Source organism: Pelomonas candidula (genome assembly GCF_043555985.1).
GTDB lineage: Bacteria > Pseudomonadota > Gammaproteobacteria > Burkholderiales > Burkholderiaceae_C > Pelomonas > Pelomonas candidula.
In genome coordinates this window covers 14,066-27,332 of the sequence record NZ_JBIGIC010000011.1, presented here as the reverse complement: position 1 = coordinate 27,332, position 13,267 = coordinate 14,066, and the positions used below count along the sequence as shown (strand labels likewise).

Here is a 13,267-nt window from a genome sequence, read left to right as displayed (position 1 = left end):
CGCCGTCGTGCATCCGCTGTTCAACCACTGGCGCGGGCTGGCCGTCTACCTGCTGGCCTGGGCGCTGGCCGGCCCGGCGCTGGCCGCGCTGCTGCAGGCCCTGGGCCTCGCGCCGCTGGGCTGGGCGCTGCCGTGGACCGTGCCGCTGTGCGGCGTGTTCGCCTTCGTGGCGCTGGCCACCTACTACCCCTGCCGCACCCGCCCCTTCGGCGCCGCGACGTGGACGGCCGCGCTGGGCTACCGGGTCGGCCTCGTGGCAACGCTGGCTGCCGTCATGCTGGCGCTGGCCGCCGCCTGGGACGCCGCCGGCGCACTGTTCGGCCACTTTGAAGGCTGGGTGGGGCTGGGGCCACGCGGACTTGCGCTGCTGGCAGCGGCGCTGCTCGGACTGCTGACGCTGGCGGTGCTGACGCACGACCTGCTGATCGCCTTCCAGAACACGCAGGACGCCACCGCCCGCGAGGCCCAGGCGCGGCTGCTGGCCCGCGACATGGAGCTGCAGCTGCTGCGGCTGCAGATCGATCCGCATTTCCTGTTCAACAGCCTGAACTCCATCAGCGCCCTCACCCACCTCGACCCGGCCGCCGCGCGCGCGATGGCCATCGACCTGGCGCAGTTCTTCCGCCAGACGCTGGATCTCGCCGGCCGCGAGCGCATCCGGCTGGAGGACGAGCTGGGCCTCGTGGCGCACTACCTGGCCATCGAACAGCAGCGCCTGGGCGACAAGCTCGCCACGCACATCGACGCCGCGCCCGACGCCCTGCCCGCGCTGCTGCCACCGCTGACGCTGCAGCCGCTGGTGGAAAACGCGCTCAAGCACGGCCTGCGCCCGCGTGACAACGGCGGGCTCTTGAGCCTGCAGGCGCTGGTGCGCGACGGCTGGCTGCACGTGGCCGTGCGCAACCCGGTACCCGACATCCCTTCCAACGAGGCCGGCCTGGGTCTGGGCCTGCGTAACCTGCGCGAGCGCCTGGCCGCGCAGTACGCCGGCCGCGCCCGCGTGCAGTGGGGCGCGACGCCCGAGGGCTTCGCCGTCGAGATTTCCGCTCCCTTCGAGACGACACCATGACGCTGCGTGCCCCCATGCGAGCCTTGATTGCCGAAGACGAAGCGCTGGCCCGCCGCCTGCTGGCCGAGTACCTGCGCCCGCACGCCGACATCGCCGTCGTCGCCGAGGCCGACAACGGCCTTGATGCGGCACGCGCCCTCACCGAGCTCAAGCCCGACCTGGTCTTCCTCGACATCCAGATGCCCAGGCTCACCGGCCTGGAGGTGCTGGAACTGACAGGCCGGCGCGACGGCGTCATCTTCACGACGGCCTACGACCAGCACGCAATGCGTGCCTTCGAGCTGCACGCGGTGGACTACCTGCTCAAGCCCTTCTCGCAGGCCCGCTTCGACGCCGCGCTGGAGCGCGCCCGCCGCCTTATCGGCCAAGCCGCGCCGGGGCTGGAGCAGTTGATCGCCCCGGCGGGGCCGCGCATCACGCGCGTGCTGGTGCGCGACGCCAGCCTCGACGGCGGCATGCAGGTGCTGCTCGTCGACGACATCGCCTACATCGAGGCCCAGGCCGACAACGTCGCCTTCCACGCCCACGGCCGCGAGCACCTGAAGCCGCAGCGCATCTCCGAGCTGGAGACCCAGCTCGACCCTGCCCGCTTCGTGCGCGTGCACCGATCCTTCATCATCAACCTCGCCGCGCTGCAGGGGCTGGAGAAGACCGACAGCGATGCCTACATCGCCCGCATGAAGAACGGCAAGCGCATTCCCGTCAGCCGCAGTGGCTACGAACGGCTGCGCGCCGCCGTCTGAACCCGCAGAATCACGCGATGCGCCTCCTCGCCACCGCCCTCCTCGCCCTCGCGGCATTCACCACGCCGAGCGCCCACGCCGACGACCCGGCACCGGCCGAAGCCAAGCGCGGCTTCATCGCCCGCCCCAGCGGCCAGATCAAGGCCGCCGACGGCAACGTCGTCTGGGACTTCGCCGACTACACCTTCATCGACGGCGACGCGCCGGCCACGGTCAACCCCAGCCTGTGGCGCCACGCCAAGCTGAACAACGAGATCGGGCTGTTCAAGGTCACGGAAGGCCCAGCTGGAGGCATCTGGCAGCTGCGCGGCTTCGACCTCGCCAACCTGACTCTCGTCGACGGCAAGACCGGCTGGATCGTCATCGACACGCTGTCCTCGCGCGAGACAGCCGCCGCCGCAATGGCGTTCGCGCGCCAGTACCTGGGCGACAAGCCCGTCTCGGCCGTCGTCTTCACGCACAGCCATGCCGACCACTTCGGCGGCGCACTGGGCGTCATCAGCGCCGAGGACGTCAAGGCACGCCAGGTGCCGGTCATCGCGCCGGCCGGATTCATGGAGGAGGCGACCAGCGAGAACCTGCTCGTCGGCACGGCCATGGGCCGGCGTGCGACGTGGATGTACGGCAACCTGCTGCCACGCAGCGCCACCGGCTCCGTCGACACGGGCCTGGGCAAGGCGCTGGCGCTGGGGCGGCTGGGCATCCTCGCGCCGACGCAGCTCATCGAGGGCGAGGGGCAGGAGCTGGTCGTCGACGGCCGCCGGCTCGTCTTCCACAACGTGCCCGGCAGCGAAGCGCCGGCTGAGTTTGTCATCGAGCTGCCGGAGTTCAAGGCCTTCTGCGGCGCCGAGCTGCTGAGCCACAACCTGCACAACCTGTTGACGCCGCGCGGCGCCAAGGTGCGCGACGCGCTGCGCTGGGCCGGCTACCTCGACACCGCACAGTCCTGGGCGGCCAACGCCGACGTCGTCTTCAACAGCCACCAGTGGCCGGTCTGGGGCACGGCGCGCATCAAGCAGTTCATCAGTGCGCAGGCCGACGTCTACCGCTTCATCCACGACCAGACGGTGCGCGGCATCAACCAGGGCCTGAACGCCGACGAGATCGCCGAGCGCATGCAGCTGCCCAAGGCGCTGCAGGAAGACTTCGACGTGCGCGGCTACTACGGCGCGCTGAAGTTCAACGTACGCGCCGTCTACCAGTTCTACCTGGGCTTCTTCGACGGCCACCCCAGCCACCTCGACCCGCTGCCGCCGGTGGACATGGCCCGGCGCTACGTGCAACTGGCCGGCGGGCCCGACAAGATCGTCGCCGCCGCGCAGGCCGCCTTCGACGCGGGCGACCACCGCTGGGCCGCTGAGCTGCTGCGCCATGCCGTGCTCGCCGACGCCGGCAACCAGCCCGCGCGCGAGTTGCTGGCCAGGACCTTCGAGCAGCTCGCCTGGAAGGCCGAGTCGGCACCGCAGCGCAACTTCTACCTGTCCGGCGCGCTGGAGCTGCGCGGCGCCAGCACGCCGCGGGCCGGTGGCCTGGCCGCACTCGGCGACCTGTTGCAGTACGTGCCCATCGAGCGCTTCTTCGAGCGCTCGGCCGCATCGCTGGACCCGGCCAAGGCCGAGGGCGTGAACCTGAAGATCAACCTCGTCTTCACCGACCTCGGCGACACCTACGTGCTGACCGTCGCGAACTCGGTGCTGCGCTATCGCAAGGGTGCGGCCGATGCAGGCGCCAACGCCACGCTGACGCTGCCCAAGGCCGTCTACCTGCGGCTGCTGAGCGGCCAGCTGTCGGCCCGCGAAGCGCTGACCAGCGGCGACGTGCAGCTGGGCGGCAACCCGCTGGCGCTTAGCCGCTTCTTCGGCCTGTTCCAGGGCGCGTCGGGCAACTTTCCCATCGTGACGCGCTGACCCGCGGGAGCTGCGTGCACCGGGCTCGCGGGCCGGCTTCTAGACTCACGCCTCCGCCCCCCACCGACGACGCGATGACGACGACCACCGACGACGGCCTCCAGCTCCACACCCGCCACTGGCCCGCCAACACGCCCACCGCCGCACGCGGGCAGGTGCTCGTCGTGCACGGCCTGGGCGAGCACTGCGAGCGCTACGCCCACGTCGCCGCCACGCTGAACGCTGCCGGCTGGGACGTGCACGGCTGGGACCACCGCGGCCACGGCCACAGCGCCGGCCCGCGCGGAGACATTCCCGACCACGACGCGCTGCTGCGCGACACGGCCCGCGTCATCGACGCGGTGCGCCGCCCCGGCGCGCGCTTCGTGCTGCTGGGCCACAGCCTCGGCGGCCTCGTCGCCGCACGCTTCGCGGCCGAGGCGCTGTCGGCCCAGCCGGCCGCATGGAGCCGGCCGCCGGACGCGCTGGTGCTGTCGTCGCCGGCGCTGGACGCCGGCCTCAGAACCGCGCAGAGGCTGGCACTGGCGATGGCCGAGAAGCTGGCGCCTGGCCTGGCCGTCGGCAACGGCCTGAAGCCCGCGTGGATCTGCCGAGACCCGGCCGTCGTGGCCGCCTACGCCGCCGATCCGCTGGTGCACGACCGCATCACCGCGCGGCTGACCCGCTTCATCGTCGACGCCGGCCCGCGCGTCATCGCCGACGCGTCGCGCTGGGCCGTGCCCACGCTGCTGATGTGGGCCGGTGCGGACCGCTGCGTCGCGCCGCGCGGCAGCGAGGTCTTCGCGACATCGGCGCCGGCCGGCGTCGTCACGACGCAGCCCTGGCCCGCGCTGTTCCACGAAATCTTCAACGAGCCCGAGAAGGCTCAGGTGCTGGGCACCCTCACCGGTTGGCTGAACCGGTGATCGACTCCAGCCGGTCGACCACCAGTTCCAGCCGCAGCAACGGGTTGTCCATCGCCATCAGCCGCTGACGGTCGTCCAGCGGCATCGGCAGCAGTTCGGCCCAGCGATTGGACAGCCAGCCGGCATCCTCCCAGGCATAGGGTGGCTGCAACGGCAGCTCCTCTGGGCCGACGCGCTCGCGCCAGCCCTCCAGCAGGCTCTGCAGCTGGCGCGAAGCCAGACGCAGGTCGTCCGGCACCGCCACGACGGCGTCATCGGCCAGCAGCGCCAGCTCGCCCACCCACAGACCGTGGCTCAGGCAGCGCGAAGACTGCACGCGAAAGCGCTGCGCGCCACGCGTGCGGATGCGGATCAGCCCCGGCTGTTCGTGCTCGAAGTGCTCGATGCGCGCCAGCGTGCCGACGGCATGGAAGGTCTCTCGCTGGAAGCCGCCGCCATCGCGCTGCCGCACCTCCTGGCCTTCGGTCAACGCGACGACGCCGAACGGCTGGCCGTCGGCGTGGCAGCGCCTCACCATGTCCAGGTAGCGCGGCTCGAAGATGCGCAGCGGCAGCCAGCCGCCCGGAAACAGCACCGAGCGCAGCGGGAAGAGTGGTGTCTCAGGCGGCGTCTCGGCACTCATCGCGTCAGCGGGTCTTTTCGGCGATGCGCTGCCTGATCAGCGGCAGCATCGCCTGCGCCGCTTCGCGGCCGGCCTGGATGGCGCGGCGGCGCGCGGTGAAGTCGGCGCTGCCGACACCGTCCAGCCGCGGGCGGATGACGACATCGGCCTCGCGCAGCTCGAAGGTGTTGATGCTGCGGCCCATGATGGAGAAGGTCTGCATCAGCATGCGGAAGGCGTCGCCCGGCGGGTCCTTCTCGGGCGGAGAGCTGATGTCCACGCCGATGATGAGCTGGGCGCCCATCTCACGCGCGAAGCGCACCGGCACCGGCGACACCAGGCCGCCGTCCACGTACTCGCGCTGGCCGATCTTGACCGGCTGGAACACCGCGGGCACGGCGCTGGAGGCGCGCACGGCCGTGCCGGTGTCGCCACTGCGGAACAGGATGGGCGAGCCGTCGGACAGGTCGGTCGCGACGATGCCCAACGGCACGGCCATCTGCTCGATGCCCTTGCCTCCGGTCTTCTCGCGCACGAAGCGCGCCAGCGCCTCGCCGCGGATGAGGCCGCGCAACGGGAAGGACCAGTCGGTGATGGCGCCTTCGTCCATGCCCTCGGCCAGCGCCTGCATCTCCTTGCCGTTCCTGCCGGCGGCGTAGATCGCCGCGATCAGGCTGCCGGCCGAGGTGCCTGCGACCAGGTCGACCTTGATGCCGTTCTCCTCCAGCACCTGGATGACGCCGATGTGCGCAAAGCCGCGCGCCGCGCCGCCGCCCAGCGCCAGGCCCAGGCGCGGTGGTTTCGGAACCGGCTTGACGACAGGGATGGGGTCTACCGGCGGCGGCGTGACGACAGGGGGTTGCGGCGTCGTCAGCGGGACGGAGCAGGCGGCGAGCGCCAGCAGCAGGGCCGCGAGCGAGGCGCGGCGGATCAGGGCAGAGATCATGTTCAGGAATGCAGAGAGCGGCGGCACGATAACCGAGCGGTGTTTCTGCACGGCTTCAGCCCAGCTTGTAGCTCTGCAGATGGATGCTGGTCTCCGTGCCCGCGATGCCCTTGATGAGCCGCACGCGCTCCAGCACGTCGGCCAGCTCCTGCAGGCTGGCGCTGCTGATCTCGGCCAGCAGGTCCCAGCGGCCGTTGGTGTCGAACAGGCCGGTGATGCCGGGCTCGCCCAGCAGCATGGCGACGACCTCGCGTGTGCGGTTGCCTTCCACGGTGATGCTCATCCACGCGCAGATCTGGTCCGGCGCGGCATCGGGACGCAGGCGCACCGTGTAGCCGGTGATGACGCCGCTGTCCTCCAGCTTGGCGATGCGGTTGGTGACCGTGCCGCGCGACACCTTCAGCTTGGCCGCCAGCGTGGCGACGCTGGCGCGGGCATCGGTGCGCAGCAGCGCGATGAGTTGCTGGTCGAGCGCGTCCATCTTGATCAAATCGTCAGTACGGGCTGCCATTCTGGCAAATCAGCCAGCATTACTGAACAAGAGTTGCGCTTCTGCCTGGCGGGCGGGGTCGGAAGAATCAAGCCAACGCCACAGCCAGCCGCTGCCATGACCACGTTTCTTTCCACTCAGGATGTCGCCCGCCTCGTGCAGCGCATCGGCCTGCCCGACCTGCTGCGCCGCCTCGTCGCCTACCTGGAGGCCGACTACGGCCGCTGGGCCGAGTTCGACAAGACGCCCCGCGTCGCTGCCCACTCCGCCGATGGCGTCATCGAGCTGATGCCGATCAGCGACGCCAGCCTGTACGGTTTCAAGTACGTCAACGGTCACCCCAAAAACCACCGCGTCGGCCTGCCGACGGTGATGGCTTTCGGCGTGCTCGCCGACGTGGCCACCGGCGCTCCGGCGCTGCTGTCCGAGCTGACGCTGACGACGGCCATGCGCACCGCGGCGACGTCCGTCATGGTCGCCAAGCGCCTGGCCCGTCCCGACAGCCGCGTCATGGCGCTGATCGGCAACGGCGCGCAAAGCGAGTTCCAGGCGCTGGCGTTTCACCACCTGCTGGGCATCCGCGAGCTGCGGCTGTTCGACATCGACAGGGCGGCAACAGCCAAGCTCGTGTCGCACCTGCAGGGCACGCCGGGCCTGACGCTGACGATCTGCACCTCCATTGCCGATGCCGTGCGCGGCGCCGACATCGTCACCACCGTCACCGCCGACAAGGGCCTAGCCACCATCCTGACGCCGGACCTGATCGAACCCGGCATGCACATCAACGGTGTCGGCGGCGACTGCCCCGGCAAGACCGAACTGCACCGCGACGTGCTGGCCATGGCGCGCGTGGTCTGCGAGTTCGAGCCGCAGAGCCGCATCGAGGGCGACATGCAGCAGATGCCGGCGGACTTCCCCGTCACCGAGTTCTGGCGCGTGCTGGCCGGCGACGCGCCGGGCCGCGAATCGCGCGAACAGGTCACGGTGTTCGACTCGGTCGGCTTCGCGCTGGAGGACTTCTCCGCGCTGCGACTGCTGCACGACCTGAGCCGGCAGCTGGGCCTGGGACAGCCGTTGGACCTGATCCCGCTGATGGCCGACCCCAAGGATCTGTTCGGCCAACTGCAGCTGAACAGCCAGTTGCGGGCCGCCTAGGGCCTGTTCACACGACGGCAGTAGGCCGCGAAGGCCATCCGCCAGGGGGCAATCAAGGCGCAGCGCGCAGCCCGCATTGATATGCGGGCCAGCGGTGCAACGCGGAGTGCCCCCCTGGCGGATGGCCTTCCCGTGGGGTTGTGGCCAAAAAGCCCGCGCGCGGCGTTGCAAATCCTCGCCGGGTGTCTGACCCGGCTGCGGTTTGCGCCTTGCTCGCGGGCTTTTTGGCTACAACGCGGCCTGCCGCCGTCGTGTGAACAGGCCCTAAGCGCGATAGACGCCCACGTCGGCCACGTCCACCATCTCCGCCGGCATGAAGCGCGCGGCATAGGCTTCGCAGACCCCGGCACTCAGGAACAGGTCGTACAGCTCGCGGTCGAGATGGCCCTCGCGGGCCATGCGCTGCATCAGCGTAAGCGCCTCGGACAGCGGTTTGCCGGGCTTGTAGGGTCGGTCATCGGCGGTCAGCGCCTCGAAGACATCGGCGATGGCCATCATGCGGGCCTGTGGGCTCATCTGCGCGCCGCTCAGGCCGCGCGGGTAGCCACGGCCGTCCATGCGCTCGTGATGGCCGCCGGCGATCTCGGGCACGCTGCGCAGGTGCTTGGGGAACGGCAGTTCGTGCAGCATCTTGATGGTCTGCACGATGTGATCGTTGATCTTGTAGCGCTCCTCGTCGGTCAGCGTGCCGCGTGCGATGGCGAGGTTGTGCAGCTCGCCGCGGTGGTACAGAAGCTCGGGCTGGCGCAGCCGGAAGCCCCAGCGGTTGCCCTCGGTCAGCCTCTCGCCGGCGGGGCGCGGCACGATGTGCTCGGGGCGGTCCTGCAGCAGCGTCTCCGTCGCGGGCAGCGCGGGGCGGGGCTTGAGCTGGCGGCTGGCCTCGTCGCCGGACAGGCCCAGGCTGTCGTCCAGCGTGCGCTGCCAGCGCCGCTCGCCGATGCGCCGCAGCCGCGCCAGCGCCTCGGGCGCCAGCGTCTCACCGCCGACATTGCTGGCGGCGACGAAGGCGTAGTCTGCGTCCAGCTCGGCCAGTGCCGGCGCGGCGGCGGCCTGTGCGCGGGCCGTGCCGGCCTCACCTGCCTCGGCCTGCAGCTTCTCGATCAGCACATCGCGCTTGAGCACCTCGAAGCGCGTGCGGATCTCGTGGATACGGTTGTGCAGCGTCTCGAGCTTGGTGGCCTTGTCGACGACGAACTCCGGCGTCGTGACCTTGCCGCAGTCGTGCAGCCACGCGGCGATGTGCAGCGCCTCCCACTGCTCGGCATTCATCGAGAAGCCCGCGTAGGGGCCCTCGGTCGCGTCACAGGCGGCCTGGGCCAGCATCTTGGTCAGCTCCGGCACGCGCTGGCAGTGGCCGGCGGTGTAGGGGCTCTTGGCGTCGATGGCGCCGGCCACGAGCTGGATGAAGCTCTCCAGCAACTCCTTGCGCGCACGCAGCAGCAACTGGTTGTCCAGCGCCACGGCGGCCGTGCCGGACAGCGCGCGCACAAAAGCCACCAGCGCCGCGCCCAGCGGCTCCGGCTTGCCCTGGGCCGGCAGCGGGAAGCTCAGCGTCAGCGTGCCGATGGTCTCGTGCTGGCGGTTCCTCAGCGGCACCGACAGCAACCGCAGCCGCGCCGCGGCCAGCGTCGAGAACAGGAGGCCGTAGGCTGCGACGTGGGCGGGGTCGTTCCAGCTCAGCTCGACCTCGACCGCGTCGTCCGCGCGCAATGCCTGCACCGGCGCGCCCAGGCTGTCGGCCACGTCCAGGTCCCAGCGCTTTCCGGCCTCGGGAACGATCTCGCCGTTGAGCCGTGCCGAAGCCGGCAGCAGCGACTGCCCGTCGTCGGACAGCAGGTGTACGGCACCGCCGCTGGCGCCGGTGACGGCGATGGTCTCGCGCAGGATGAGGTCCAGCAGCGCGTCGAAGTCGCGCTCGGCGCTGAGCGCGCCGCTGATGTCGAGGAAGCGACGCAGCGAGTGCTTCATCGACGTCATCGCGACGGCCAGCCGGTCCACCTCGCGGATCAGGCTGCGCGCCGGGTCCGGGCCGTCGAACTCGAAGTGCTCGATGGCCTCGGCCTGGCGCGCCAGGTGGCGCAGCGGCCGCGACACGCGGTCCGCCAGCAGATGCACCACCGGCATCAACAGCAGCATCAGGGCCAGCGAGATGTAGAAGCCGTTGCGACGGCTCTCGAGCTGGAAGGCCTGCAGCTCCTCGCGCGGCGCGGCCATCAACAGCAGCAACGGCGCGCCGGCCTCCACCGCGCCCTGCAGCGGCAGGGCGTGGCTGACCCACTCGACGCCGTCCACCACCTGCACCGGATCGAGATGACCCGCGCCGTCACGGCGCTGCCACAACGCACGCATCAGCGGCGAGGCGGCATCAGCCACGCGGGCCAGCGACTGGCCGTCCCGGGGGCTTCCTTCGGCCTCGTGGCGGGCCTCGGCCACCACCTCGCCGCCCGGGGTCGCAATCAGCAGCTGCGCCGAGCGGCTGATCTGCGGCCGCTTCAGCATCTCGCCCAGCTCGTGCAGGCTCACGTCCGCCCCCACGACGGCATTGCCATGGGCCTGCGCCAGCGTCACGCCGGTCTCGCCGGTCGTGAAGAAGCGGTAGGGTGCCGACTGCACGACCGTGCCGTCGGCCGCACGCCGCGCCAGCTCGAACCAGGGCCGCGTGCGCGGGTCGAAGTCGTACTCGGGCCGCTCGACGCGCGCGAGCTCGCGCAGTCCGGCATCGTAGAAGCGGTAGGCGCCCGCGGCCGCATCGCCGTCGCGATTGACGATCTGCAGCCCCAGCGCTGCCGCCGCCGGCGCGCCCATGCGCTTGCGCGCGGCGTCGTCGCTCAGCCGGCGCAGCAACACGAAAGACCCGCCCGCCGTGCCGACATAGACGGCCGACACCGACGCATTGCCACGCAGCGCCGCTGCCATCTGCGGCAGCGCGGCCAGGCGATCGGCCTGCGTCGTCGCGCGGCCCAGCACACCAGTTGCCAGCAACGTCACGCTGACCCGCGCGGGCCGCAACTCGGCCTCCACGGTGGCCGCAGCCTCTCGCCCGATGCGCCCGGCGGCGGCACCCGCCTGCTGCAGCAGCAGCGAGTCGCTGCGCGAGCGCTCGTACAGCATCAGCACACTCCAGACCAGCATCACCAGGCCGATCATCAACATGCTGAGCGTGATGTAGAGCGTCTTGGGCTTGATGTGCAGCATGAGTGCCGTTAGCGGACGTGATGGCATGAGTATCCACGCGCGGCGTGGCATTCCGGGCGGCATGGCACGGCCTCCTGCGGATACTTCCGACGCCGGCACCTGTCAAGGGCAGCCCCCCAAATGGTCACGTTGCTGCGAAACCGATCTCGCGCCGCCCGCTGCAACACCGCCTTCACTAGCATCCGCCCCGCCTTCGAAAAGGCGCCGGGTCCGTGCGTCCGCCCGGACCCCCGATGACAAAACCTTTGGAGGAGATCCAGATGAAAAAACATGCAATCGTGCTGGCCGCGCTGGTCGTTGGCGCCCACGCGCACGCCCAGGACAGCAATCCCTTCTACGTGACCGGTGCCATCGGCGCCGGCCACCTGGACGTGAACTGCAACACGTCCTGCGACAACAAGGGCAAGGGCGGCAAGATCCTCCTGGGCCAGAACTTCGGCTACGGCATCAGCGCGGAACTGGGCGCGGTCGAGCTCGGCAAGTTCGGCGGCACCAACGTGGTTTCGCCCAGCAGCACCACCAAGATCACCACCAGCGAAACCTACAAGCCCATCGCCATCCTGCTCGGCGCCGCGTACACGCAGGCGCTGGGCAACAACTGGGGCGTGAAGGCGCGCCTGGGCGTGGCCCAGGTGAAAACCAAGACCGACTCCACGACCACGACGGTCGTGACCGGCACCACGACCACCACCACGACGCTCGCGAGCAAGACGACGAACAGCAAGACCCGCGGCTACCTCGGCCTGGGCCTGACCTACCGGGTCATGAAGGACCTGGACATCGAACTGGGCGTCGACAACATCAGCGCGGCAGTGGGCGGCCAGGGCTCGGCCCGCCAGGTCACGCTGGGCGCCACCTACGCGTTCGGTGCCAAGTGGGGCCAGGAAGACGAACTGCCGGCGCAGGGCGAGGGCTTCTATGCCACCGCTGCCGTCGGCGCCAGCCGCGCCAAGACCGACTGCGCCGCCTCGTGCGACACCAGCGACACCGGCATGAAGCTGCTGGGCGGCTACCAGTTCAACCACGGCCTGGGGCTGGAGGTCGGCTACATCAGCTTCGGCAAGTTCAGCGCCTTCGCCAACAACACGACGTACACGGTGAAGCCGACGGCCCTGCTGCTCAACGGTGCGCTGGCGCTGCCGCTGAACGGCGACTTCGGCGCCAAGCTGCGCCTCGGCTACGCCCAGGTGAGGTCGCAGGACACGGCCGCCACGGTCGCCAAGACCGAGAGCAAGCCCAAGGTCTACTACGGCCTGGCGGCGACCTACGCCATCAACAAGAACTTCAAGGTCGAGGTCGCCGCAGACTCGACCGAAGCCGACGTGGTCGACCAGAAGCCCACCGTCCGCCTCTACTCGGCCGGCGTGACCTACGCGTTCTGATCCGCCGCCCCGCAGCAAGAAAGGCCGCCGCGTGCGGCCTTTTTTTCATGCCCGGCCGTCGTGCGTGAATCGTCACTACACGCACACCGCCACGTTGTCGCATCACGGCGACAAACAAGACCGAAACCGGGGCTGCACCTATTTACGATGCGCCCGCCTCGCAAAGGCCAGAGCCGGCACCAGATCGGCCCTCAACCGAGAGAACAAGGGAGAGTTCTCACAATGAAAAAGCAAGCAATCGTCCTGGCCGCACTGATCGGCGCCGCCTCGGCTCAAGCCCAATCCAACGAGCAGTTCTACGTCACGGCCGCTGCCGGCTCGACCCACCTGAACGTCGAGTGTTCGGGCGCCACGACCTGCGACAGCTCCGACACCGGCGGCAAGCTGGTCGGCGGCTACAAGTTCGGCAATGGCTTCAGCGTTGAACTGGGCTACATGAGCTTCGGCAAGTTCAAGTTCGCCGACAGCACGGAAGCCCTGACGCTCAAGCCCACCGCCATCACGCTGGGCGGCGCCTACGCGCTGCCGCTGGGCACCGACTGGGGCCTGAACGTGCGCCTGGGCATCGCCCAGGTCAAGACGAAGGGCGACGCCGTGGTGGTGGGCCTGGGCAGTGGCTTGCGGTCTGAAAGCAAGGCCAAGGCCTACGCCGGTGTCGGCGTGACCTATGCCATCAGCCCGACCGTCAAGCTGGAACTGGCCGCGGACTCCACCAACGCCGAGATCGTCGGCCAGAAGGGCGCCGTGCGCCTGATCTCGCTGGGCGCGACGTTCGCGTTCTGATCGGCCTTCCACCCGATTCCAAAGGCCGCCTTGTGCGGCCTTTTTGCTTCCCGGCGCCGGCATTCTGCAAGCCCGCTTGCGTGATTTACGT

The 13,267-nt window shown here is 70.0% G+C and carries 11 protein-coding genes; 7 read left to right on the top strand and 4 right to left on the bottom strand.

All coding sequences use genetic code 11. From position 1 onward, the window contains the following. Positions 1-7 precede the first annotated feature (7 nt). The 4 genes from ACG04R_RS20275 (at position 8) to ACG04R_RS20260 (ending at position 4,624) form a co-directional block, all read left to right on the top strand. Positions 8-1,069 (top strand): sensor histidine kinase, encoded by a 1,062-nt coding sequence (locus tag ACG04R_RS20275; RefSeq protein WP_394415088.1) that lies wholly within the window; start codon positions 8-10, stop codon positions 1,067-1,069. Beyond that, complete coding sequence (locus tag ACG04R_RS20270; RefSeq protein ID WP_394415085.1) at positions 1,066-1,812, top strand: LytR/AlgR family response regulator transcription factor; 747 nt, start codon at positions 1,066-1,068, stop codon at positions 1,810-1,812. The genes ACG04R_RS20275 and ACG04R_RS20270 overlap by 4 nt, the downstream gene beginning before the upstream one ends. Before the next feature lie 17 nt (positions 1,813-1,829). After that, positions 1,830-3,719 carry an alkyl/aryl-sulfatase gene (locus tag ACG04R_RS20265; RefSeq protein WP_394415082.1) on the top strand — a complete coding sequence of 630 codons (1,890 nt, stop codon included), beginning with the start codon at positions 1,830-1,832 and terminating at the stop codon, positions 3,717-3,719. Between the two features lie 74 nt (positions 3,720-3,793). After that, positions 3,794-4,624: an alpha/beta hydrolase gene (locus tag ACG04R_RS20260; RefSeq protein ID WP_394415079.1), complete on the top strand. Its 831-nt coding sequence runs from the start codon at positions 3,794-3,796 to the stop codon at positions 4,622-4,624. Here ACG04R_RS20260 and ACG04R_RS20255 read toward each other — a convergent pair. Genes ACG04R_RS20255 through ACG04R_RS20245 form a run of 3 tightly spaced genes read right to left on the bottom strand, consistent with a single transcriptional unit; the run spans position 4,602 to position 6,652 of the window. Then, positions 4,602-5,246, bottom strand: a complete 645-nt coding sequence (locus ACG04R_RS20255; protein ID WP_394415076.1) for an LON peptidase substrate-binding domain-containing protein — start codon at positions 5,244-5,246, stop codon at positions 4,602-4,604. The genes ACG04R_RS20260 and ACG04R_RS20255 overlap by 23 nt on opposite strands. Positions 5,247-5,250: 4 nt before the next feature. Continuing rightward, positions 5,251-6,171, bottom strand: a complete 921-nt coding sequence (locus tag ACG04R_RS20250) for a patatin-like phospholipase family protein (protein WP_394415073.1) — start codon at positions 6,169-6,171, stop codon at positions 5,251-5,253. A gap of 55 nt (positions 6,172-6,226) precedes the next feature. Next, positions 6,227-6,652, bottom strand: coding sequence for an Lrp/AsnC family transcriptional regulator (locus ACG04R_RS20245; RefSeq protein WP_394415071.1), 426 nt, complete (start codon positions 6,650-6,652; stop codon positions 6,227-6,229). Between the two features lie 126 nt (positions 6,653-6,778). Here ACG04R_RS20245 and ACG04R_RS20240 point away from each other — a divergent pair, with 126 nt between their 5' ends. Then, positions 6,779-7,816 (top strand): ornithine cyclodeaminase, encoded by a 1,038-nt coding sequence (locus ACG04R_RS20240; protein ID WP_394415068.1) that lies wholly within the window; start codon positions 6,779-6,781, stop codon positions 7,814-7,816. 264 nt (positions 7,817-8,080) lie between these two features. Here the strand turns inward: ACG04R_RS20240 and ACG04R_RS20235 are convergent, their stop codons facing one another. Beyond that, positions 8,081-11,011, bottom strand: a complete 2,931-nt coding sequence (locus ACG04R_RS20235; RefSeq protein ID WP_394415065.1) for an HD domain-containing phosphohydrolase — start codon at positions 11,009-11,011, stop codon at positions 8,081-8,083. A gap of 260 nt (positions 11,012-11,271) precedes the next feature. Between ACG04R_RS20235 and ACG04R_RS20230 the strand changes: the two genes are divergently transcribed. Together ACG04R_RS20230 and ACG04R_RS20225 are read left to right on the top strand one after the other, a co-directional pair. Then, positions 11,272-12,393, top strand: coding sequence for an outer membrane beta-barrel protein (locus tag ACG04R_RS20230; RefSeq protein WP_394415063.1), 1,122 nt, complete (start codon positions 11,272-11,274; stop codon positions 12,391-12,393). Between the two features lie 222 nt (positions 12,394-12,615). Continuing rightward, positions 12,616-13,176: an outer membrane beta-barrel protein gene (locus ACG04R_RS20225; RefSeq protein WP_394415061.1), complete on the top strand. Its 561-nt coding sequence runs from the start codon at positions 12,616-12,618 to the stop codon at positions 13,174-13,176. The last annotated feature ends 91 nt before the right edge of the window (positions 13,177-13,267 follow it).